Source organism: Leptolyngbya sp. CALU 1928 (assembly GCF_056784215.1).
In genome coordinates this window covers 412045-436651 of record NZ_JBXBCE010000001.1, presented here as the reverse complement: position 1 = coordinate 436651, position 24607 = coordinate 412045, and the positions used below count along the sequence as shown (strand labels likewise).

18 protein-coding genes are annotated in these 24607 nt (G+C 48.9%); 14 read left to right on the top strand and 4 right to left on the bottom strand.

What is annotated here, in order from left to right; translation table 11 throughout:
* The first annotated feature begins 235 nt into the window (after window positions 1–235).
* From AC1S5B_RS01995 to AC1S5B_RS01985, 3 genes are all read left to right on the top strand, one after another.
* On the top strand, window positions 236–1273 hold the full coding sequence (locus AC1S5B_RS01995; RefSeq protein ID WP_482034047.1) for an aspartate-semialdehyde dehydrogenase: 1038 nt from the start codon (window positions 236–238) through the stop codon (window positions 1271–1273).
* Window positions 1274–1345: 72 nt separating this feature from the next.
* A complete protein-coding gene (gene dapA / locus AC1S5B_RS01990) occupies window positions 1346–2230 on the top strand; it encodes a 4-hydroxy-tetrahydrodipicolinate synthase (protein WP_482034046.1) in 885 nt (294 codons plus the stop codon).
* A gap of 229 nt (window positions 2231–2459) precedes the next feature.
* Window positions 2460–4229, top strand: coding sequence for a ribonuclease J (locus tag AC1S5B_RS01985; protein WP_482034045.1), 1770 nt, complete (start codon window positions 2460–2462; stop codon window positions 4227–4229).
* Between the two features lie 93 nt (window positions 4230–4322).
* On the opposite strand, the gene AC1S5B_RS01980 is transcribed toward AC1S5B_RS01985, so the two are convergent.
* Together AC1S5B_RS01980 and surE are read right to left on the bottom strand one after the other, a co-directional pair.
* Window positions 4323–4538, bottom strand: a complete 216-nt coding sequence (locus AC1S5B_RS01980; protein WP_482034044.1) for a hypothetical protein — start codon at window positions 4536–4538, stop codon at window positions 4323–4325.
* A gap of 336 nt (window positions 4539–4874) precedes the next feature.
* Window positions 4875–5558 (bottom strand): 5'/3'-nucleotidase SurE, encoded by a 684-nt coding sequence (gene surE / locus AC1S5B_RS01975; protein WP_482034043.1) that lies wholly within the window; start codon window positions 5556–5558, stop codon window positions 4875–4877.
* On the opposite strand from surE, the gene era reads away from it, so the two are divergent.
* A complete protein-coding gene (era, locus tag AC1S5B_RS01970) occupies window positions 5557–6534 on the top strand; it encodes a GTPase Era (RefSeq protein WP_482034042.1) in 978 nt (325 codons plus the stop codon). The two genes, surE and era, sit on opposite strands and share 2 nt — an antisense overlap.
* A gap of 111 nt (window positions 6535–6645) precedes the next feature.
* On the opposite strand, the gene aroB is transcribed toward era, so the two are convergent.
* Window positions 6646–7755, bottom strand: coding sequence for a 3-dehydroquinate synthase (aroB, locus tag AC1S5B_RS01965; protein ID WP_482034041.1), 1110 nt, complete (start codon window positions 7753–7755; stop codon window positions 6646–6648).
* Between the two features lie 91 nt (window positions 7756–7846).
* On the opposite strand from aroB, the gene petL reads away from it, so the two are divergent.
* A complete protein-coding gene (gene petL, locus AC1S5B_RS01960; RefSeq protein ID WP_482034040.1) occupies window positions 7847–7972 on the top strand; it encodes a cytochrome b6-f complex subunit PetL in 126 nt (41 codons plus the stop codon).
* Window positions 7973–8071: 99 nt separating this feature from the next.
* Entirely contained in the window at window positions 8072–9007 is a 936-nt protein-coding gene (locus AC1S5B_RS01955; protein ID WP_482034039.1) for a UPF0104 family protein, read from the top strand.
* A gap of 8 nt (window positions 9008–9015) precedes the next feature.
* On the opposite strand, the gene AC1S5B_RS01950 is transcribed toward AC1S5B_RS01955, so the two are convergent.
* The gene (locus AC1S5B_RS01950; RefSeq protein ID WP_482034038.1) at window positions 9016–10407 is read right to left on the bottom strand and encodes a hypothetical protein; all 1392 of its coding nucleotides are present in this window, start codon (window positions 10405–10407) and stop codon (window positions 9016–9018) included.
* 1392 nt (window positions 10408–11799) lie between these two features.
* Here AC1S5B_RS01950 and ndhL point away from each other — a divergent pair.
* The 8 genes from ndhL (at window position 11800) to AC1S5B_RS01910 (ending at window position 24589) form a co-directional block, all read left to right on the top strand.
* Window positions 11800–12060 (top strand): NAD(P)H-quinone oxidoreductase subunit L, encoded by a 261-nt coding sequence (ndhL, locus tag AC1S5B_RS01945; RefSeq protein ID WP_482036591.1) that lies wholly within the window; start codon window positions 11800–11802, stop codon window positions 12058–12060.
* On the top strand, window positions 12061–12384 hold the full coding sequence (locus AC1S5B_RS01940; RefSeq protein WP_482034037.1) for a DUF3007 family protein: 324 nt from the start codon (window positions 12061–12063) through the stop codon (window positions 12382–12384). It begins immediately after the preceding gene.
* A gap of 46 nt (window positions 12385–12430) precedes the next feature.
* Window positions 12431–13231 carry a tryptophan synthase subunit alpha gene (gene trpA / locus AC1S5B_RS01935; RefSeq protein WP_482034036.1) on the top strand — a complete coding sequence of 267 codons (801 nt, stop codon included), beginning with the start codon at window positions 12431–12433 and terminating at the stop codon, window positions 13229–13231.
* Between the two features lie 345 nt (window positions 13232–13576).
* The gene (locus AC1S5B_RS01930; RefSeq protein ID WP_482034035.1) at window positions 13577–14545 is read left to right on the top strand and encodes an NEW3 domain-containing protein; all 969 of its coding nucleotides are present in this window, start codon (window positions 13577–13579) and stop codon (window positions 14543–14545) included.
* Complete coding sequence (locus tag AC1S5B_RS01925) at window positions 14545–18366, top strand: hypothetical protein (RefSeq protein WP_482034034.1); 3822 nt, start codon at window positions 14545–14547, stop codon at window positions 18364–18366. The genes AC1S5B_RS01930 and AC1S5B_RS01925 overlap by 1 nt, the downstream gene beginning before the upstream one ends.
* On the top strand, window positions 18363–20594 hold the full coding sequence (locus AC1S5B_RS01920) for an OmpA family protein (protein WP_482034033.1): 2232 nt from the start codon (window positions 18363–18365) through the stop codon (window positions 20592–20594). The genes AC1S5B_RS01925 and AC1S5B_RS01920 overlap by 4 nt, the downstream gene beginning before the upstream one ends.
* Window positions 20595–20687: 93 nt before the next feature.
* On the top strand, window positions 20688–22517 hold the full coding sequence (locus tag AC1S5B_RS01915) for a hypothetical protein (protein WP_482034032.1): 1830 nt from the start codon (window positions 20688–20690) through the stop codon (window positions 22515–22517).
* Between the two features lie 254 nt (window positions 22518–22771).
* The gene (locus tag AC1S5B_RS01910) at window positions 22772–24589 is read left to right on the top strand and encodes a hypothetical protein (protein WP_482034031.1); all 1818 of its coding nucleotides are present in this window, start codon (window positions 22772–22774) and stop codon (window positions 24587–24589) included.
* Window positions 24590–24607: the final 18 nt, after the last annotated feature.

Below are 24607 nucleotides of genomic sequence, written 5' to 3'. Positions count from 1 at the left end.
TACGAGGTGACAGCCTAAAATATGCAGCATTACGCAGCCAATCTTGTCATTAATCTAGTCAAGAATCCGCTAAAATCTTGAGCACCGTTAAAAAAAGATCGTTAAAAAAACAGTTTTGTTAGGAAAGCGTTAGGCAACGCTATCAGTTGATTTACGCTAATAGTGATTTTTAGGCAATTTTATTTTTCAGAAGAGTTACTGATTAACCGAGCCAATCTATTGGAGGATATGTAATTTGGTTGAATCTTATCGAGTTGCCATATTAGGCGCAACAGGAGCCGTTGGCACTGAATTGATGACGCTGTTGGAAGAGCGTCACTTTCCGGTTTCCAATTTAAAGCTATTGGCTTCTTCACGATCGGCAGGGCAAACACTGCAATTTCGAGGCGAACTACTAACGGTTGAGGCAGTTGACGATCGCTCTTTTGATGGCATTGATTTAGTGCTAGCTTCGGCAGGCGCATCTATCTCTAAAGCTTGGGCACCGAAAGCGATCGCGGCGGGAGCCGTGGTCGTAGATAACTCCAGCGCTTTTCGGATGGATGCCACCGTGCCGCTGATTATCCCTGAAGTTAACCCTCAAGCCGCCGCCCACCACCAGGGAATTATTGCGAACCCTAACTGCACCACTATTTTGATGGCAGTCGCAATTTATCCGTTGCATTTAGTTCAACCCATTCAACGGATTGTTGCCGCCACTTATCAATCTGCTAGTGGCGCAGGCACAAGAGCAATGGAAGAAATGAAGACTCAGGCGCAGGCAATTCTCAACGGGCAGGAGCCAGTGGCTGAAATATTTCCTTACCCCTTAGCGTTTAATCTTTTTCCGCATAACTCTCCCTTGAACGAGCAGGGCTATTGTGAGGAAGAGATGAAGATGGTGAACGAGACGCGCAAAATTTTTGGAGTTGCCGATTTGCAAATCACTCCAACCTGTATACGGGTTCCCGTAATGCGCGCGCACTCAGAAGCGATTAACCTAGAGTTTGAGCAGCCTTTTAGCGTGGCTCAGGCAAAAGACATTCTGAGTCATTCTGCTGGAGTCCGCTTGGTAGATGATTGGTCAGCGAACTATTTTCCAATGCCGATAGACGCGAGTGGGAAGGATGATGTGCTGGTGGGTCGAATTCGCCAAGATATTTCTCATCCCTGTGGTTTGGAGCTTTGGCTGTGTGGCGACCAGATTCGTAAAGGGGCAGCGCTGAATGCTGTTCAAATTGCCGAGTTGCTTGTGCAAAAACAGCTACTTAAGCCTATGGTGGCAGTGACTTAATTCGCAGTATGGAGTAACCTGCTTAAAATGAGCAGTAGTGACTTGTAATAACCTTTTATAGATCGATACAGTGTGGAGAATTTTGGACGAGTCTTAACTGCGATGGTCACGCCCTTTAATGAGGATGGCGCTGTAGATTACGCGATCGCAGAAAAATTAGCTGACTACCTAGTCAACAATGGCAGTGATGCTTTAGTCGTGTGTGGAACCACGGGTGAATCGCCCACTTTGACTTGGAGCGAAGAATATGAATTATTTCGGGTCGTTCAGCAGGCTGTGGCAGGAAAAGCGAAAGTAATTGCAGGCACCGGATCAAATTCTACTCAGGAAGCCATCGAAGCTACTCAAAAAGCAGCTAAACTAGGGTTAGATGGTTCGTTGCAGGTTGTTCCCTACTACAACAAGCCGCCCCAAGCCGGGATGTATAATCACTTTAAGGCGATCGCAGAAGCAATTCCCGATCTGCCCATGGTGCTGTACAACATTCCAGGAAGAACAGGACAAAACCTTTTGCCTGAAACAGTTATTCAGCTTTCAGAAATTGCTAATGTGGTAGCAATCAAGGAAGCAAGCGGTAACCTTGATCAAGTCAGCCAAATCCGCCGCTCTACTCCTGATGATTTTGCTATTTACGCTGGAGATGACTCCCTGACCTTGCCTCTGCTGGCAATTGGAGGGTATGGAGTTATCAGCGTTGCAAGTCATCTTGTCGGAACAAAGATTCAATCGATGATTCAAGCCTTTTCTGACGGTAATATTCAAGCAGCGATTCACACTCACCTTGCTCTATTCCCTTTATTTAAGGCGTTGTTTTTGACCACTAACCCAATTCCAGTGAAAGCAGCACTGCAAATTCAAGGCTGGCAGGTTGGCTCTACCCGCTCTCCGCTCACCAATGCGCCTCCTGAGGTCATTCAAACCTTAAAATCAGTTCTGGCAGAATTAGCGCTTCTCTAGTTCTAGATTATTTAAGCTTTCTACAACTGAATAACGTCTGCTTAACACTGTAGAAACATGAAGATGGACACTCTCAAACCCTGTCTACTTCTTCAAATCCGCTCATATTTCATCTATTCAACTCAGCTTCAACAAGCGACTGCTTTCCCCAAGACTTCATTCAATCGAACCTCTTTCAGTGAACTCTGAATTCTCTTTAACTCAAAATCTTTCTATCTAAATGATGCAAATGACCCAAACAAATTCTGCAACCGCTCTCAAAATTATTCCGCTCGGTGGTCTCCACGAGATTGGCAAAAACACTTGTGTGTTTGAATTTAACGATGAAATTATTCTGTTAGATGCAGGTCTGGCTTTTCCAACTGACGGGATGCACGGAGTGAACATCGTTCTCCCCGACATGACTTATCTCCGGGAAAATCGCCACAAAATTAAAGGCATGATCGTCACCCACGGGCACGAAGACCACATTGGCGGCATCGCTTTTCATCTAAAGCAGTTTGATATTCCAGTGATTTATGGTCCTCGGCTGGCAATGGCGCTGCTGCAAGACAAGCTTGAAGAGGCTGGAGTCAGCGATCGCACTGAACTTCGCACCGTGGGTCCACGAGATATTGTCCGGCTTGGCTCTGCTTTCTTTGTAGAATTTATCCGCAACACACACTCCATGGCGGATAGCTTCACCGTTGCCATTCGGACTCCTGTTGGAGTCGTGATTCACACCGGTGACTTCAAAGTTGACCATACACCTGTAGATGGCGAGTTTTTCGACTTTCAGCGGTTAGCTGACTATGGCGAACAGGGCGTTCAATGTTTAATTAGCGACTCCACTAATTCCGAACTTCCTGGTTTTACGCCTTCGGAGCGCGCAGTTTATCCCAACCTCGATCGCGTCTTTGGGCAAGCTCAGGGACGGATATTAGTCACCACCTTTGCCTCCTCAGTTCATCGGATTAACATGATCTTGGATCTGGCTAAAAAACATGGCAGAGTGGTAGGCATCCTAGGGCGCTCCATGCTAAACGTGATTGCTCATGCTCGAAATCTAGGCTACGTCAAGTGTGAAGATGATCTGTTGCAACCGTTGCACCTGATTCAAAAAGTGCCCGACGAAAATGTGCTGATTTTGACTACAGGCTCTCAGGGCGAACCGCTTTCGGCAATGACACGGATTGCCAATGGTGATCATCGCCAAATTAAGGTGCGTTCCGGCGATACAGTTGTCTTTTCTGCTAATCCCATTCCTGGAAACACGATCGCAGTCGTAAACACCATTGATAAGCTGATGATGTTGGGCGCTAAGGTGATCTATGGCAAAGAACATGGAATTCATGTGTCTGGGCATGGTTGTCAAGAAGACCAAAAATTGATGCTGGGCTTAACCAGACCTAAATTTTTCCTGCCGGTTCATGGCGAACATCGAATGTTGGTCAAACACTCCCAAACGGCTCAAAGTGTCGGAGTGCCAGCAGAAAATATGATCATCATTGACAATGGGGATGTGGTTGAACTAACTGAAAATTCTATCCGGGTTGCTGGTAAAGTGCCTTCTGGGATTGAATTGGTTGATTCCTCTCGCTCTGGTGTAGTGAACGCTCAAGTGCTGAAAGAACGTCAGCGGCTTGCTGGGGAAGGCATTGTTACGATTGCCGCTACCATTAACAACCAAGGCGAATTAGTGGCTCAGCCAGAAGTGCATTTCCGAGGGGTGGTCACTTCCGTTGAGCGATCGCGCTTTCAAGATAAAACTCGTGAAACGATCTCGATCGTTCTCCGAAACTACTGGAAAGAACTGGCACCCTCCCATGCTGATGTTGCCAACAGCATTGATTGGGTTGGAGTAAAAACTCAAATTGAGCGAGAACTCGTGAAAATGCTCAGGCGCGAAATGCAAAGCGCTCCTTTGCTTGTGTTCCTGATGCAAACTACAGATGCGCCAGTTACTCGTAAGGTGAGCAAGGAACCCACCAGAAAAGTTGCAGCAGCGGTCGCGTCTTAGTTCATTTACGCCTCAGTTTCAAAAAAGGGGGAGGTTATCCGCAGATAAGCTCCCCCTTTTCGCAATATTTTTGCAGGGGCTGTAATTATTTTACTAAGACGCGATCGCTAAGGACGGTCGGTTTATAACTGGTTCACGCGATACTTGACGAATAGAGCCAGACACAACAGCATGTTGAAGCAACATAAATGCTTTGAAGTCTTTCGCATCATATTTTGTTCTTAAAAGCTGTCGCAGTTGCTCCTCTGCTTCTACTGTTAGTAGACCTGTCGTAAATGCCTCTTTAACAATCTCCTGAATCGAAAGCATAGTATTCCCTGACCCGTTTTTCTATAAAAACAGCAATTCCCTTGAATTTTTATGTCAATATGCCCTAAAAACCAATGCTTTTAACGCCTAACGCTTTTTGACTGCACACAAAGAACACCTAAAAAAAGCTTAAGTGATTCTACTCAATCCGTCAAATCGGCTCTGTATCATGCATTAAGCTACGCTGATCTCTTGCTTGTTTTTCACAAAACGTAATACAAATTTTTAGTAGGTTGATTATCTAAACAAAATCTATTCTTTAATAATCAAGCGCCCTAAGAATAGTTTTTAAGCAAAAAGGTGGACTTTGAATCCACTTTTAAAGCGAGAGTTGAGTTACGGCAATCTGCCCTGAAAAACAGATCTCCACATCTCTCCCCGCATCATAGGCACGGTTTCTATACTCACCACTATAGACTCACCACTATAGAAAAAGTGGTTATTTTCTACTCGGAACATATTGGGCAGAGGCTGAGTGCAAGGATCGCAGACTATCAGCTTAGGTTCTGGGGATTGAGCAAAATATTGGGGTAAGTTTACGTTCCAGTAAGTTCCTGGTTCTATCGGTTCAGACAGCAACTTATCAAGAACTGGGATGCTTCGGCTTGTTGCGATCGCCCAATCAATGTCACAGTCTCCCTGCCGATAATTGGATAGGGCAATGCTAGGAATCCGATGCATGGCAGCTTCTCGAACAGCGGCTACTGTGCCAGAGATATAAACATCCGTTCCCAAATTGCCGCCAGCATTAATGCCAGACAGTACGCCTTCAGCGTGTGGGCAAAGATGGCCGAGAGCAATACGAATACAGTCTACCGGGGTGCCCGCGATCGCATACTCATATTCAGAACGCTGCTCTACTAGAATTGGCTTGGTTGTTGTAACCTGATGACCACAGCCTGAAAATTGAGACTGTGGAGCAACCACGATCGCCTCTAAATTCAGTTGATGAACTGCATTAAGCAGCGATCGAATTCCAGGCGCATCAATTCCATCATCATTTGTAATTACAAACACCATGACACCTGAAGACGAGAGTTTTAACAATAATTTGACCGAAAGCAGATTGATGGAAACAGGGTTAATTCCCAAAGCTCCCCTCGGATTTAAATCTGGATTTGTGGGTATTGTTGGTCGCCCCAATGTCGGCAAGTCTACCTTAATGAACCAGCTAGTGGGACAAAAAATTGCAATTACCTCCCCGATCGCCCAAACAACCCGTAATCGACTCCGTGGCATTTTGACTACTCCAACCGCTCAGCTTATTTTTGTGGATACGCCCGGAATTCATAAACCCCAGCATCAACTGGGAGAAGTTTTAGTCAAAAACGCACAGATTGCCATGCATTCTGTTGACTTATTGCTCTTTGTTGTAGATGGCTCTGTCGAAGTGGGCAAGGGCGATCGCTTCATTGCCGAACTGGTCAAGCATTGTCCTATTCCGGTAATTTTAGGCATTAACAAAATTGATCAGCAGGATTCAAATGCGGAGGCAATTGTGGCGAGCTACACCCATCTGGCGGCTGAATATGGCTGGGCGATCACGCTTTTTTCTGCGGTCACAGGAGAAGGTGCGACCGCATTATTAGAACAACTGATTCAGCGCCTTGAAGTAGGGCCTTACTACTATCCGCCGGATCTCGTCACCGATCAACCAGAGCGGTTCATTATGGGCGAACTGATTCGAGAACAAGTTCTCAGGCTGACTCGCGAAGAAGTGCCCCACTCTACCGCGATCGCAATTGATCGAGTCGATGAAGAACCGACACTCACTCGTGTTTTAGCAACTATTCATGTGGAGCGCCCTTCCCAAAAAGGAATTTTGATTGGCAAAGGTGGCAGTATGCTCAAAGAAATTGGCACCGCTGCCCGCCAACAAATTCAAAAAATGATTGCGGGTAAAGTTTATCTTGAGTTATTCGTTAAAGTGCAACCTAAATGGCGATATTCCCGCAGTGATCTTGCGGACTTAGGCTACAAAGTTGATAATTCCTAGGTGCGATCGGCGTAAATATTGAAAACTTTGCCAAACTCACTAAGGCGCATTTTTGAGGGGTGGATTTTTGAGCAACTTTTATCAGTAACCCTATCGGCATCGATTGAACGACTAAGCCACTAACATCTGTTTAAGGACGGCTCGAATCACGTCGGTTGAGACTTGATCAGTCACAATCGCAGCTCCAATTTGCGTCGGCAATACAAAACGCACTTGCCCCGCTTTCACCTTTTTATCCGTTTGTAGTGCCTGCACAATCGCTTCAATCTCTATATTTGTGGGCAACTGGGTCGGCAACCCAGCTTTTTGGATTAAGGTCGTCTGTCGCTCGGTTGCCGTTGACTCCCATAAATTCAGCCTGCTGGCAATTTCGGCGGCTGCCACCATCCCGATCGCGACTCCTTCCCCATGATTGATCACTCGATAACCCGTGAGGCTTTCCACCGCATGACCAATCGTGTGTCCATAGTTCAAAATTGCCCGCAGCCCAGCTTCTTTTTCATCCTTGCTAACCACATGCGCCTTTGCCTCACACGATCGCGTTAAAATCTCCTGCAATCGGTCTTCACCCAGAGCAGCTAGCCGATCCAATCGCGGCGTTTGTTCCAACGAATCAAACAAATCTGCGTCCCAAATGACCCCATACTTAATCACTTCTGCCATCCCAGCTCGAAACTCTCTAGGCGGCAAGGTTTTTAGCACTTCAGGATCAATCAGCACAAGGCGGGGCTGATGAAAAGCGCCAATCAAATTCTTGCCCTGGGGATGATTAACCCCAGTTTTGCCCCCGATCGCCGCATCCACCATTGCCAGTAGCGACGTGGGCACCTGCACCACCGACACTCCCCGCAGCCAGGTTGCCGCCGCAAAACCCGTCATATCGCCAATCACGCCGCCGCCGAGGGCGACAAAGGTAGAAGAGCGCTCCACCCGATGGTCTAGGGCTGCATCATAGATTTTTTGAAGCGTCGCCGGGGTTTTATACCGTTCTCCGGCAGGCAACAGGCAGGTTGCGACCGAAAACCCGGCAGCAGATAGGGACGCGATCGCCGATTCGCCATAGCCCCGAAAAATTGCAGGATTAGACACCAACAATACTTTTTGCCCAACCTGCAAAGATTGTAGCCGCGAACCAAGCTGGCTCAACCCATTGGGCGCAATCACAATCTCGTAAGCGCACTGCGGCAGGGGAACTGAAATAACCGACTGCTTTGACACCATGAATTAATGACGGGGTAACGAAAAACGTCTGTGCGCTGATTCTACTGCACTACCGGGGTCAATTCTTTTGTATAGTTTGTCTAGGTGAACTGTGTTTGATGAAAGTGGAGATAAGTTTAAAATGACTGCTGTAATTTCCTACGTTGCAATTTTAGGTGGTGCTTTTGCAGTGGCAATGGGGCTTTACCTTGGATTTAGAGCGCTAAAACTCATTTAAGGTAGAGGACGCTTTCTGGCTAGGGTTTGATCGAACTAAAGTAAATTATTTTATCCAAGCGCGTTAGGACTCTAGCGTGCTTATTTCATTGGTTTATATATGAAATCTGCTTTGTCTCAGCTTAAACCGCTCCTACGCTGGGTTATTTTGGGTGCCAGTGTATTTTTCTTGGCGAGTGTCTTAAAGCAAAACTGGCAGAGTGTTACGTCATTTCGCTTGGATGCTGCGGGATGGGCGTGTTTAGCGATCGCCCTAGGAATCACATTATCGGCTCACATTTGCGCGGGCTGGATTTGGAGCCAAACGCTCCGCCGTGATTTTCAACAACCCGTAGACAGCGGACAAATGATTCAAGCATACCTTCAGACCAATATTGCAAAATATCTTCCCGGTAATGTCTGGCACTATTACGGTCGGGTTAACGCTGCCACTCAAGCAGGTGCGTCTTTAGAGGCTGCCACCGTATCAGTGCTGCTAGAACCCTTGCTGATGGCTGCGTCTGCCTTGCTAGTGGCGTTACTAGCAAGCAAAACTATTGTTGATCGCTACGGGTCTATGGCTCTGTTGCTGCAATGGCTCGGCTTAGTGGGTGTCCTACTCGCAATTCATCCCCGAATTCTTAATCCAGTCATGGGGTATGTGGGCACCCTCAAGCAATCAGCGGTAGGTTCTTCAGAAAAATCATCGCTAGTCAAGCTAACGCATTATCCAGTGCTGCCATTGGCAGGAGGATTAAGCTTTCTCTTATTGAGAGGTGCGGGATTTTTGGCGACTTTTTGGGCGATCGCGCCCTTTACAGCAGAACAAATTCCACTATTGCTCAGTGGATTTAGCCTATCTTGGTTAGTCGGATTTTTGGTTCCCGGTGCGCCCGGTGGAGTGGGAGTGTTTGAAGCAACCGCGATCGCGCTGCTGGGTCGAGATTTTTCAGCAGGATTACTTTTAGGCAGTGTCGCCCTATATCGATTAGTTAGCGTAACCTCTGAAGCAATGGGGTCAGGGTTGGCTTGGTTAGATCAACAACGGGGTCATTAGTCGGGTCATCAATCAATCGTTTCGTCTTCCAGATTTAATTCTTCCATAGGGAGCGCCCCAGAGAAAAGTTCTCTTTTGTCAATATGCTTTAATTGGGAAAAGATTCGATAAGTATCTGGATCAAAAGTATGTTCATGAGTTTTAACGGTTTCCTTTTCCTTATCCTGCATTTTAATTAAGTTGTACTGAACATTTTCAGCATAAATTGCAAACGTAACATTGAAAACTTCTAAAAAGCTCACAACCCATTCACAATCCACTTCAGGATATTCTTGATAGTGACGAATCAACTCCGCAATTCGAGATTCTAAGTGTGTTCTCGAGTGTTTGCAAATTAGAATAATTTTTAGAAAAATAATGACTAACGTAACTGGATTTCCTTGGGAGAGGAGCTGAATAAAAAGTGAAGATGGCTCAGCCTGGTTATCGGTTGTCAAAATATCAATGATCCGATTACAGGTTCTTAAGATTAATGCGGTTGAAACCGTTTCTTCGTCATGTCTAGAATAAAGACTTTCTAGTTTTTCACTTAGCTTAACTGTGATTGTTTCTGCAAAATTTTTATTATCTACAGCAAAGGTAAGATATTTTTGCAAGCTATATTTAAACTCTCTAAATGTTAGCTGCTCAGTTTGGTTAAGAAAAATGTTGGCTATATTAACATGGCTAAACTGCCCTCTTCTTGCCACGATCATTTTGATCAGTCGTAGTGCCTCATCCCCAAGTGCCGTTGGGTTCTTGAGGGAAGAATTGCCATCGGTTGGGCGAGTTTGCGATCGCGCAATAAACATTGCCAAATCAAACTTAAACCGATCCTTCAACTGTTTAGAGAGCGCTCTTGCCGCCTCGCGTTGCTCAATCGGATTTTTGAGATCGATATATTGTGGAACTAATAAGTAAGAGGTGTAGCGAGAAGCCCAAGGACCTTTGCCTTGATCTTCATACCGAGATGTAAAAAGTTTTAGTTCTTCAAAATCTTGACTTGTGACAAATTCATTAATCCAAAATCTTAGTCGCTTTAAGGTTGGAGAGGCAGTATGGCGATTAAAAGATGGATCACAAAATAATTGAATCAGTTCTCGGATAGGTTTGTAATTTCTACTAGCATCCCAATTATTAATTAGAATGTAACAAGATCGCTTAAGAGTGTTTCTAAAATCTTCTTGATTATTGGAAAAAACAATATCATAAACTGCTTGTATTGCACCTGAACTGATGGAGTCAACATGGTAAATAAACAGCCGCTTGAACTCCAGCAGAACTTCTTCAGGAGGCCACTTCTTAACAATCTCTAGCAAAAAGGCGTAGATCGTTTCTTGAGACTGCTGAATATTTACCCCCTGCCTTGATCGGTAGGGCTGTTCATTCCTCTGGATATCTTTTGACTCCCCAATCGTCATAAATACTCAAAATGCTTAAACGTAGCTTTTGTAAGTATGCAATTCTTTAACTATTCGCTTTCACTGGTGCTAAAGCTAGCTTTATTAAAAGCGATCGCTGTTTAAAGTGATCTGCAAGCCACCTGATCTCCACCACGGATCAAGCAAACTGCTTTCGATAGATACAATTAAGTTATTTTAGGCGGGTAGTTTTTGCATGAAGGTTTTACCAATTAAAGGTGAGTGATGAGATTTGAGCAGATCGTCACACTCTAGCAAGTAGCAATCGAAACCATAAATGACACTACTTGAGAATACTCAATAGTGACGTTCATTCTATGTAACGATCGATTCACATCGGTCGATTAAAGTGTTGCCTCAAGATTTAATGCTGCTGAGTCTGTCAGTTAATTTATCTCACCAATAAGGAAATCAATGCTTGCAATGCACCCATATCAAAACGTTTAAATTCATGGAAGCTAACACGCTAATCGTTTAAGCAAGCGCTAGTTCATTCCATAAATTTAGACATGTCAGTAATCATACGCGAGGGAAGCCCAAAATGTCTCACCTTTTTAGGTTAGGCTAATTTATTCATTGCTCAAGCTATCTCGTCCGGAAAACACAACCCAATTTTTTAGCGATCCGGGCAGAACAAAAAATCCACGAATGAGTACCCGCTATCACTACAGCGCAGCAAAAGCATATGTAATCGTGCTCAGTTTATTGAATGGGGGCAGAGGGACTTGAACCCTCACGATCTTGCGATCAACGGATTTTCATCCTCTCGCAGTTTTCACTGCTGCTCAACTGTTGCTGATGAGTTTTGAGAATTGGACTCTCCCTTTACCCACGCCTTACACAGGCAATCTGCTTGTAAAAGCGCTAGGGTAGCTCCCGTCGAGTCTCTGCACCTTCCGCAAGAATTTCAGATAAATCTCAGATTTTTTAATTGACACCAGTCAAAAAATCTGTTTTTACAATCTGCAACTTTTTTGGCTTGGCTCAGGATTGCCATATCTTAAGTGATACAAAAGCTTAAATACTGAGATTAGATATTTCTCTAGTATTGGGCGCTCAGTGCATCACTCAAAACGCAGGTTTCCCTGAATTTGAGAGCCGTCACTTACTGAGTTACTCCAGTAAGGCTCAGTTTTCTAAGTCCGTAGCGTCTACCATTCCGCCATGCCCCCATGGCTAAAGAGCTAGTTAAAAACTAACCCCGTACTATTCCACCATTAATTAGGGGGTTATGCAATGGTTAAAAAAAGTTTTCGTGGACTGCCCGTTCGCACGTATGCGATCGCTCAATCCTTTTACGTGAATTTTTCAATGCGTGAATCACTTGTCTTACAGGCTGCAAGAGGTAGAATGATGCCATTCTGAAAAAGTTATGACTTGATTTAAAGTTGAATCTATTTCAGTCTAAATATTTTTTTTGAAGCTACTCCCTTTGAACTTATGGTTGTTGCACTGCTTTATTTGGCGATCGCTGGGGCATTTCTAGTGGTGATTCCAGGCGCTCTATATTTTTATCTGCAAGCTCGTTGGTATGTGGCAAGTTCGTTTGAACGGGCATTTATGTACTTTCTGGTGTTCTTCTTTTTTCCTGGCATGTTACTCCTAGCGCCTTTTCTAAACTTTCGTCCTAAACGCCGTCCGGTTGAGGGCTAAATGCGACGGATTGATGTTTTGGGCATTGGCTTAGGAGTTTGTGTCGCAACGGGTTTAATTTATATCGCATTCCAAGTTGTCGGTTTGGAGGCAACGAATGCAGGTATTTGGACTCAGGTTTTGCTATTTGGTGGATTAGTCGGTTGGCTTGCAACCTATGTGTTACGTGCTGTCACGGGTTCTATGACTTACCATCAGCAGCGACGTGATTATGAAAATGCTGTTTTGCAAAAGCGACTAGACGAGCTTACTCCAGAAGAGTTGGCAACGCTGCAAGCCGAAATTGAACAGGAGAAGAAATCTGCTTCCAAGCCAATTCAGTGAAAGAATGATGAATAATGGGCTTGATTGATGATTGGCTGAATTGAACATGACTTCTGTATCTCAATGCTTTGAGCAGCTTCGGAGCCACGCCCGCTGCGCTCTGATTCCATTTGTGACGGCGGGTGATCCTAGTTTAGAAGTGACTGCGAAAGCACTAAAGCGCCTAGATGAAAGCGGTGCTGATTTAATTGAGTTAGGGGTGCCCTATTCCGATCCATTGGCAGACGGTCCGGTGATTCAAGCGGCAGCAACTAGAGCGCTTCAGCGAGGCACTCGGTTTGAGCAAGTGCTGGAGGTGGTGCAGCAGGTGAGTCCTCAGTTGCGATCGCCCATCATTTTGTTTACCTACTACAATCCGATTTTGAATCGGGGGATCGACTCGTTCTTGCAACAAATCGCTACGGCGGGCGTAAAAGGGCTAGTGGTACCCGATTTGCCGCTGGAAGAAGCAGAGATTTTGTTGAAGCCTGCCGCAGTTCATGGGATTGAGTTGACATTGCTGGTGGCTCCAACCACGCCCAAAGAACGGCTATTGGCGATCGCTCAGCAGTCTCAAGGGTTTATCTATTTGGTCAGCACAACGGGGGTAACCGGGATGCGTGCCCAGATGGAATCTCGTGTCAAAGATATGATCCTAGAGTTACGTAGTGTCACGGATAAGCCGATTGGAGTTGGGTTTGGCATTTCCCAACCGGAACATGCACGCCAAGCGATGGACTGGGGCGCAGATGGGGTAATTGTTGGGAGCGCTTTTGTGAAACGGTTAGCGGAATCTTCCCCTGAGAAAGGCTTGCAGGATATTGGCGATTTTTGTCGGACGTTAAAGTCTGCGATCTCGCCTACTTAACGCGATCGCTTTTAATGAGTTGAGCGGCGGCAGTGAACTAACCTAGTCTATTTTTTCTCTGATGGGGTTGACTTAAGTGTTACTGAAGCGGTAACTTCTAACGGATGAGCATTCCTGCACTAAATACGTATGAATACGGATTCATTTTTTATTAGATGATCACTTTCTTTGTATTGCAGTATTTGTATTGCAGTAGAGTATGTGTCAAACGCTTGATTGCAACAATTTGTCCACTCATCTAATCTGAGATTCATTGCTTTAACACGAGTTGTTGGACCCCTGGTTCTGCCTCCAAAGTTCTCCTCCACACACTGTAGACATTTGTAATAAGGTCCGAGCTTTTGGATGACTACTCCACCATCACCATTGGGGGCTAGATGCCTGCGATCGCTTTTCTTTGCGGTGTTTGCAGGTGGTCTCAACTACCAAGGATTTGCTGCTTACGCACAAACTAGTCTGATTCCTAACACTGCAACGGCAGGTTTTCAAAATACACCGGGAGGACCGTTCCGCACGGTTCGCTCCAATACAGTCACCGTGCCGCTGCTGAGCGAACGGCTGGAAATTATTAAGGTTGCCGATCGCGGTGCGGCAGAACCGGGAGACACGGTATCCTATCGGCTGCTGGTCAAAAATTCTGGTAGCAACCCCGTCACGAATGTTGTAGTGACCGATACCCTGCCTTTGGGGTTTAAATTTTTGAATAACTCTGCAAAAGCAGCGATCAGCACTGCGGGTAGCCCAGAAACACCGGTTACGTTGTCCAGCGTCACCACGAACGGTCAAACAATTACGTTTACTTACCCAGTCCTCCAGCCTCAACAGACTTTGGTGATTGTCTATGCGTCGCTGCTTTCACCGGATGCCATTCGGGGATCGGGGCGAAATGTGGTGGTCGCTGCCGCTAAAAATGTGGGGGGTGGAGAGGTGCGAAGCAATGAGGCTAGCGCTCAACTACGGATTCGTCCTGGCATTTTGTCAGATTGTGGCACGGTAGTCGGTCGCGTATTTGTAGACAAAAACTTCGACGGAGAACAGCAGTCTGGAGAGCCGGGAATTCCCAATGCGGTGATTTTTATGGATGACGGCAATCGGGTAACGACCGATCCAAATGGCTTGTTTTCGTTGCCCTTTGCGATCGCGGGTTATCGCTCAGGCACATTAGATTTAACCAGTTTGCCGGGGTATACACTCGCTCCAAATCTCTATCGGATTGAGGCAAACAGCCCCTCTCGCCTAGTTAAGTTATCGCCGGGAGGGATGGTGCGGATGAATTTTGCGGTAACGCCAACCTTTAGGGAGGGACAGCGATAATGCGAATTGACTCAATTGCCTTATTCGGACTGAATCTCTTAACAAACCTTTTGGGTGCGATCGGCATCGTGGTAGCCCATGCTGCTGAGCCAATGAAGTCGCCTGTGAAGGGTGCCAATCTGGAAGCTAGTCAGCCAATCGAAGCGGCTCGGACAGAAGCAGAAAGACCTGCACCCATCAAAACAGCCGACCTTAAGCCAGCACCCGCAGCAACACTATTAAAATCGGCTGAAGTCAAATCGGCTGAAGTCAAGCAGACTCAAGCCCAAACGCCAGAAGTCGCCCCATCCCCAGCGCCCATTCAAATTCTCAGCCCCGCTAATTTAGTCAGTGGAGCCAAGTTTACAGACCTAGTGGTGCAGTATCCCGCTGGCGCAAAAGTTCAAATCACCGTTAATCAGCAGCTGCTTGATCCCGCTACTCCGACCCAGACTCAAGAAAACCCGACCACAAATCAGGTGACTCAGGTTTGGTATCGAGTACCGCTGATGTCTGGAGAGAACATTATCACGGCACAAGTCAAAGATTTCGCCCCCGTTAGCATCACGGTGACCGTTAAGGAAACCTCCGCCAAGATTGAGTTCCTGCCGACGCAGGAGTCCAGAATTCCGGCAGATGGGCGATCGGTGCTACCGATCGCAGGACGTATTTTGGATGAAGCGGGACAACCGATCGCCCAAGATACTGTAGTCACTCTGACGGCTGGCAGCGGCAAATTTGTCGGAGCAGATTATGACAAAGATCGCCCTGGGTTTCAGGTGTTGGCGCGGGAGGGTAAGTTTCAGGCGCGGCTTCAGTCGGGGTTAGAGGCGCAGATGGTGAGGATTCGAGCCGCCGTTGATCGCCAAGAACCGGTGACGCGATCGGAGACGAAGCAGCCCGTTGTGCCCTTTCCTGACCTAAACAAGCCTCCTTATCTTCTGGCTCCCAACCCAACGGATAAAACCTTAGAAGCCTATACCCAAGCTGAATTTATTACCAACCTCCGCCCCTTTATTTTATCGGGTGCGGTCAATCTGCGCTTAGGGCAAGGAGGCTTAGATTACTTCGGCAGTTTTGAAGATTATTTGCGTCCGAGCCTACTCAACGATGGCTATCGGGTGGATTTCAGCACGGCAGCTTTTGCCCAAGGGCGCATTGGCGAGTGGCTGTTTACGGGTGCCTTCAACAATCAGCGTGCCTTAAACAAAGACTGTTCTGGCGCAACCCGGCTATTCCGCGAGCCGCAGTTTTGCGATCAGGTTTATCCCGTTTATGGCGATAATTCCACCGTCGATTACCTCACACCGTCGATCGATAGTGTCTACTTCAAGCTAGAGCGCACATCGCCCACAATCGGTGCAGGGTCAGACTTTGCCATGTGGGGCGACTACACTACCTCAGAGTTTTCCAGAGCCTCCCAGTTTTACAGCGCCACTACTCGCCAACTGCATGGATTTAAGCTCAACTACAATTTGGGCGATTTGCAATTGACGGGGATGTATGCCAACAACGTCAGCGGGTTTCAGCGAGATGCGATCGCCCCCAACGGCACCAGCGGCTACTACTATTTATCGCGTCGCTTGCTGACGAGAGGCAGCGAAAATATCTTCCTGGAAACCGAGGAATTCAACCGTCCTGGAACCGTGGTCGAGCGCAAACCGCTCTATCGTGGCACGGATTATGACATTGATTACGATCGCGGTGCAATCATTTTTCGGCGCGTCGTCAATGCCTTGGAGTTTGATCCCTTTGGTCGCACCCTAGTTCGTCGGATTGTTGCCACCTATCAGTTTGAAGACCTGGAAGATGGCGGCAAACTCTATGCTGGACGCGCCCAATATAACGTGTCACGAGAATTAGGCAAAGAAATTTGGGCAGGGGTCACCTACCTTCAAGAAAACCAGGGCGATCAGCGATTCCAGTTATATGGCGGGGATGCGTTGATATCTCTGGGTAAAGATGCCCAACTGACTGGAGAAGTGGCTCGTTCTGACTTTGACTCGATTTTTCAAGGCGACATTGGCGGCTATGCCTATCGGTTTGAACTGCTGGGCACTTTGACTCCCGGAGTCGTCGGTAAGGCATTTTATCGCTCGGTTGAATCGGGCTTTGTCAACAACGCCTCGGCAAGCTTTACGCCTGGGCAAACTCGCTATGGGGCAGAGTTTGCTGCGAAAGTTACCCCCACGACTCAAGCAACGGTGCAGTTTGACCGAGAGGTTAACTTTGGGATTGCGCCAGCGATTCGGGGAATTACGGCAATCACGCGATCGGGCTTTGGAGATTTATTTAACCCTACGACTGAGCCGATTCCGGGCAGTCGGGTAGACAACAGCACGAGTACATTTCGGGCAGGAGTGCTGCAAAAGCTGGGACCCATTGAGCTAGGGTTAGATTTTGTTCGGCGATCGCGTCAAGATCGAATTTTCCCTCAATTGCTCGAAGCCGATACCAACCAATTTGTGTCCCGGCTCAACTATCCCATTCTCAAAGCCCTCACTTTCCGGGTTCAAGATGAACGCAACTTGGGCAGTAGTCCCGATCCGCTGTATCCAAACCGCACCACAATCGGCTTAGACTGGGCAGCCGATAAAGATGTTACCGTCCGTTTGGCGCAGCAATTTATTGGTAGCACTGCCCAACTCAGAGACAACTCCTTCACCAGCCTAGATATTTTGTCGGACAAGCGCATCTCCGATGACACCACCTTCACCAACCGCTATTCCTTAATCAATGGGATCAATGGCTGGTCGAGTCAGGCGGCAATGGGGATGAGCCATCGGATTTTGATTGCTCCTGGCTTACGGGCAAGTTTGGGCTTAGAGCGAATTTCTGGCGATGTCGTTCCCTACGCCGCCGCTGGGCAGCAGTTTCTCCAACCGATCGCGTCTGGGCAAAGCGCGTCTTCTTTAGGGCTTTCTGCTTACACCAGCTATAGCGCTGGGCTGGACTATACTGACAATCCCAACTTTAAAGCAAACGGTCGGTTTGAATATCGTGATGGCGAAGGTCGGAATGACACGATGGTGATTTCGGCAGGAGCCGCCGGAAAGCTATCGCCCTCGTTGACGATGCTAGGTCGCTACCAGCAGGGTAATTTTGCGAACCAATTGCTAACGGATTCTGGCTTGTCGGATACGGTCAACCTGAAGATAGGGATGGCATACCGCAATCCGAGTGATGATAAATTCAACGCTCTACTGCGCTACGAATATCGGCAAAACCCTGCCCTCACGCCGGACACGATTTTGTTTGGCTCAGGGACGGGTTCTAACGTGCATCTAGTCGCACTAGAAACGATTTATGCTCCAAACTGGCGCTGGGAGTTTTACGGCAAGTTTGCCCTGCGAAGCACCAAGTCTTTCTTGGCGAGAGATTTACTAGGCACCAATGCCATTACCTTGGGGCAATTTCGGACTACCTATCGGTTGGGCTATCGGGTTGATGTCGCAGGTGAAGTGCGCTGGATTAGCCAGTCGGTGATCGGCTTTGATGAAGTGGGCTTGGCGGTGGAAGCGGGCTATTACCTTAACCCTAATCTGCGGGTCGCGCTGGGCTACAACTTTGGACAGGCGAACGATCGCGACCTAAGCCGGAATAAAGATGGCGTATATGTCACCCTCAACCTCAAGCTAGATCAACTATTGAGCGGGTTTGGCGTGAGTCTGCCCGGTCGCAAAGTTGCCCCACCGCAACAGCAAGAGTCACTAGTGAAACCGATCGCTACTCAGCCAGCTACGGCTCCCCCGTCTTCCAGCTTGCTATCGCCTAATTCTGGTCAACTCAATTCTACTCAAGCCCCCGTGGCAGTCCAATCGGCTGAGGAGGTGGCGCAATGACAACAAGAGGAGTGAATCATTTGCACAGCAGCACTCAGCCACGAGTCTCTTGCTTGGTGGCGCAGCGCAATGTTCCCAGAGATTGGGCACAGTACCCGATGAGATCGGGCATCTATGTCGCGGCAGCTTTTCTAGCGATCGCAGCAGCAACCCCAGCATTCGCGCAAACCGATCCCCAACTCGTGCGGGTGATTGTCAATAGCGCCAAAGACGGAATTCAGCCAGATTCCGAACTGACGCTGCGGGAAGCGATTTCGATTGTGAATGGCACCTTGTCGGCTGATAAGCTCACTGATGCTGAGAAAATGCAGGTTAACCCCAGCACCGAGCGATCGCGGATTGAGTTTAACCTGACGGGCGACACCACCATTCGCTTAACGGAAGAATTGCCGCCCCTTGCAACGAGCTTAACGATCGATGGCGCGACCCAGCCCGAATATAAGGGCGATCGCTCCGTGATTACTGAACTATCCCTGCCCGCGCCGATTGTGGCGATCGCTCCAGCCGAGGGCGTATTCATCTTTCGCGGTTTAACCGTGGCAGCCGACGATGTAACCATTCGGGGCTTAAGCCTCTATGGGTTCACTTCCAATCATGAAGAACCTTCCCTCAGAACGCAGAATACCCCTACAACGCCACCTGCCGACATCTTCATTGCCCATCGTCTCCCACCCCCAGATATTCGCAAACAGCGAATTCCCGCCAACTTCGCCCCGTTTTACCCGGATGATTTGCCGCCCAAGGGCACTATTATCGAAAATAATTGGCTGGGTATTCCCCCGTCTGCGGATGGAACTGGGCGGACTGCGGGTGTTCGCTCTGCATTTGGCGTGTCAGTTTTCAACGGCACGGGCACGATCATTCGGCGCAACTGGATTGCCGATCACGATGGGAGTGCGGTGATCACCTCGGTGAGAGCCACGGATTTGCAGGTCACTGAAAACGCCATCTTAGCGAATGGCGTGGCGGGAATGCCCGATGCGATTCGGCTGGAAGGCAACGTAGATCAGGCTCAGATTACGGGCAACGTGATCTGCGGCAACGATGGCAGTGGCGTGTATTTGTTTAAACCCGATGGCGCAGTGCAAATTCGCGATAACCAAATTACCTATAACGGTCGCCGCCTGCGACGGGCTGCGGTGTACCTGATGGGCAATAATCACCAGGTGACGAATAACCAAGTGGCTTATCAAGCGGGTCCCGGCGTGGTGGTGGCGGCAGCGCCCCTGAGCGAACGGGCAGTGATTACTGGAAATCGTTTTACAGGCTTAGAAGGGCTGAGCATTGACCTGATTACTCAGCAAAACTCTAATGTGCTGGATTATCAGGTGGGCGATGGCTTAAATCCCCCGCGCAATAACTTCTTCCGCCGCTTGGAAACGGGAAATGCCGCGATCGCCTCGCCCCAATTCATCACCCGTAACTTTATCGCCCTTGCCAGTGCCAATGGACCCGATCAGACCGGGCTAATCCAAGTAGACGGCAAAGCTGATCCCGGCTCCGAAATTGAAATTTATCGAGTCACCAGCACGGGCGGCGAAACGTCCTTAACCGAGCCGATCGCCAAAGTCACAACCGACAGCAAAGGTGAATTTACCGCCGCCCTCAGCGGATTGAAACTAGGTGAGAAAATTAGCGCGATCGCCACCGATCCACGCTATGGCACCTCCGAGCCTGCGGATGCGGCTCAGATTCAAGCGGTTCCCTTAGGGAGCGTTTCCCGAATCTCAGCCAGCAGCACAGATTCCCCGCTGCCGGTTTCACCCACTTTTGCCCCAAACTGTGTCACTCTGTCACCGCCGCCCCCGGAACCGCCGCCTGTAGTGCCCACGCCGATTGTGCTGAAAGTGCCTCGAAACGTTCACTTTGCTCTAGATAAAGACTTTATTAGTCCTACTACCGCAAAAGTTCTCGATCAAATTGCCAAAGTTCTGCAAGAAAACCCTGTGGTGATGGTCACTATTGTGGGGCATACCGATCCCCGCTATACCTACGAGTACAACCTGGCATTGGGCGAACGCCGTGCCAGAAACACCCGCAACTACTTACTCAAACGAGGGATTGCAGCAGAACGGATGACGATCCGTTCAGAGGGAAAGCGCCAACCCGCAACCCCCGGCAGAAACAAACTAGACTTTGCCCGCGATCGCCGTGCCGAATTCATTTACAAAGACGCTCGCGACATCGAAATCATCATCCAAGAATACGACCTGCAAATCGAACGCTGATTGTGCTGGCTGAGATCGCGATCGCTGAATTAAAGCTGAACTAGACCCGACCCCTAACCGCCCCGACCAATCGCCCACCCGTGAGGAGAATTGATGAAACGCCCCTTGAGGACACTGGCAAGCCTAGCCTCCCTTAGCACCCTGCTGGTTTCCCAGCCCCTCTTTTTGCCCGAACCCGCCCAATCGCAAACTCCGGTAGATAACAATGGCTGCCCCGCTGGAACCAAAGAAGCTACTAGGAACCGCATCACCAACGGTAACTTTGTCAACAATACTGGCTTTACGAGCCAATTGCCCTATCGGGGAGATTTTGTCTATCCTGATGATGCCGGCGGCGGTGGCATTTCCATTCAAAACGGCGCGATTGGCACAAATGGTGCTCCTCCTCCAGCAGCAGTGAACGGTCGCGGGGTCAATCCTGATGAAGCCGCCCGTGCTGGTGTTGATCCAGTCAGCACCTATCTCTATTCCAATCCCAACCTTGACAACTCCCTCCCTGTCGGACAGCCGACCACCATTCCACCCGCCCCGCCAGGAACTCCGCCTCCAGTCGTGTGGCAGCAAACCTTAAACCAACTCGCCCCCAACACCACTTACAACTTCAAAGGACTCTTTTTCAACCTCCTCACCCTTCCACAAGGAACTGCATTTGACCCTCGAATTGTTCTTCAGGTGGGACCTCCAGGTGGACCTTATATTTCTGCGACTGCCGTAACAGTGGGTGATAACAGTAGTGTTCCTGGATTTCCGAATGTTCCGAATGTCCGTCAAGCCTGGATTCCTGTGCAGCTATCTTTCACCACCGCACCGGGTCAAACCAGCGCGGATCTGCGAATTGTAGATTCCACTCAAAATCTATTTGGGGATGATTTTGGTTTAACTGCGATTGGTTTGCGTGAGTGCGCTCCTAACATTGGGGTGGCAAAAAGTGCAGGCACCCCGATCGATAATGGCAATGGCACATTCACCATTCCCTACACCGTTCGCGTTAGCAACTTGGCTCCGGTTCCCCTGCCGACTCAGCCTCAAACTACCTACGACCTGAGAAATTTGCAGTTAACCGATCCGCTCACTGATCTGGCGGCAAAAGCGACCATTAACTCGATTACCGGCATTCAAAGCCCCACCCTAGCAGTCAACCCCGCCTACTCTGGCACTGGTAATCCCAACCTCCTGTTGGGCACCGATACTTTAGCGCCTCAAACAACGGCAGTGGTCAGCTTCAACGTCATTCTCACGCCAGGTACGGGGCCCGAAGGCTTTGGACCTTTTAGCAACACGGTAGTCGGGGATGCTACGACTCAGGGCGGTTCCCGCGTTTCTAACCGATCCAACGATGGAGTTTCAACAGATCCATCGGGCAACCAGACGGGCGACGGGGATACTCCAACCGTTGTGCAACTTCCGCCGCTCGGCAGTGGACAAGCCAATCTGCTTCTGGTCAAGCGGATTACCAATGTGACTCGGAATGGTACTACCTTGGGCGGAGTGAATTTTGGTGGGTTTGTGGATGATCCGGGCACAACGGATGATACCAATCCGGGCTGGACGCAGCTACTCTCCACCGGGTCTCCGGTTGGGGTGCCTGCTTTAGATATCAGTACACCCGTGACTCCGGGCGACGAAGTGGAATATACGGTCTATTTCCTGTCTAGCGGCTCAACTGCTGCCCTGGCAACGAATGTGTGCGACCTGATTCCAGCTGGAACGTCCTTGGTTCCAAATACTACTCAAGTTCAAGCTGGCACCACTCCTGCCTCATCGGGCGGCACAGTGTTTACACCCCCCGCGCCCTTGCCTGCAAATAATTCTTGCCTGAATCAATCCAACCCCAATGGAGCGGTTATTTTCAACTTGAGCGACTTGCCCAATACGCCAGCCGGGAATGTGGGCTTTGTTCGCTTTCGTGTCCGAATCAATTAGCGCTATAGAGTCTTGAAACTTAGTCTCCAAAACCTGACATTTGAACCCTAGCACCTGATACACTACTAGACTCTGAATTTAAGTTTTTGCTCTAGCGATCGCATGAAGGCGGCGTTAGAGCTTCTGCTTTTTGGGGTGCTTAGGCAATTCGCGTTTTGGCAGGGCTTGGAACCCTGATTCACCCGCATCTTTAGCCTAACAGGGCGCATCTACGACTCAAGCCGCTCATGTTTTGCTGAAGTGTGAAGAAAAAAATGGTTTTCGTTTTTCCTGCGATCGCTGCTAGAGCGATCGCATTTTCTGTTACGGCTAGTGGATTTCTCATGCCACTGGTTTTTTGGTTGCCTGCTCCACCGCTTCGCGCCCAAGTGTTTGAAGGAACCCAAGGGTGTCCGATTGGCACTCAGGAAGGGGGGCGAAACTTTGTGGTAAATGGCACCTTTGACCGGAATGCCGATACGGGCGACGGAGTGTTTACGGCACCTGCCCCTGTGCCTGCAAATCTTGGGTTTTCCAGCGAACTTCCCTATCGAGGAGACAGCGTTTATCCCAATGATCCGATTGGGGGACTCTCCATTCAAGGAGGACCCTATCCCATTGTGTATTCAGGTGGCGTGGTCAGAGCCGATCCATTTCCGGGCGATCCGATCAATCGAGTGCCAGCCTCCAACACGTTTCTTTACTCCAATCCATCTCAAAATCTGGCGGGTGGATCTGCCTTTCCTGACCCGCTGATTTGGCAGCAAGTGGTCAATGAATTAGTGCCCAATGTTGCCTATAATTTCAGCGCCTACTTTTATAATTTGCTCAGCATAGGCACGCCGGGCAGTCCACCCGTGATTCGATACTTGGCAGGTCCGCCCGGTGGAGCCGATGCCGCATTTGTACCCAACTTGGCAGGCATCAGCGTTACTACGCCTCAACAGTGGACGCGAGTCCAAGGGTTGTTTAGAACCTCGCCGGGTCAAGCGGCTTTAGAACTGCGAATTGAGGATGAAGCGAATACCATCAGCGGAGACGATTTTGGCTTCACCGCCGCTGCTCTCCGGGAGTGTCTTCCCAATCTTGGGGTGGCAAAACAGGCTGGCAACCCTCAGGAAAACTCAGATGGCACGTTCAGTATTCCTTATACGCTTGTGGTGCAAAATTTTGCGCCCGCGATCGCATCCAACCCATACGCCATTCGCAATCTCCAGCTTCAAGATAATTTGGCAGCCGCCTTTGCGGGGGCAACGGTGAATGGGATCAGAAATCTCCGTAGCCCAACCCTAACGGTGAATCCAGGGTTTAATGGCACAACCGACCAAAATTTATTGGTTGGCACGGATACTTTAGCCGGAGGAACCAGCGCCACGGTGAGCTTTGAGGTGATTATCACACCGGGCAGCGCAGAGAATTTAGGTCCGTTTCAAAATACCGCGATCGCCACGGGGCTAAGTCCTGGGGGGGAACCGATCCGCGATCGCTCCACCGATGGCAGCAACCCTGACCCAAACGGCGATCGCAATCCCGGCAGCACGGGAGAAGACAGCCCCACTTCTGTCTCTCTTCTGCCTGCTCGGTTGCGCTTGGCGAAACGGATTACCAACGTGCTGCGGGATGGCGTGTCTTTTAGCGGCGTAAACTTTGGGGCGCTCATCGTCACCAATTCAGACGACACCGCTCCCGGCTGGAGTCAACTTGTTCCCCAGGGCGCACCGCTTGGCGCAATCAGTTTGAGCGATCGCACCCCGCTCCAACCCGGCGACGAAGTGGAATATACCGTTTATTTTTTATCCGATGGTCGCACAGGCGTGAATGCCGTCAGCCTTTGCGATCAAATTCCGCCCGGTACGCGCTTTGTTTTGGGCAGTAACCGCGTTCGGATTGGCAGCCAACCTCTGGCGAACGACTCCGTCGCGCGAAGCGCTATCGCAGGAGAATTCTTTACGCCCCTTGCTCCCCTTCCTGGCAATAATCCCTGTAGCAATCAGACGAATCCTAATGGCTCCCTAATCTTTAACTTAGGCAACTTGCCCAATGTGCCGAACAATAATGTCGGGTATGCTCAATTTCGGGTCAAAATCGAGTAGAACAATCCAATAGAACCG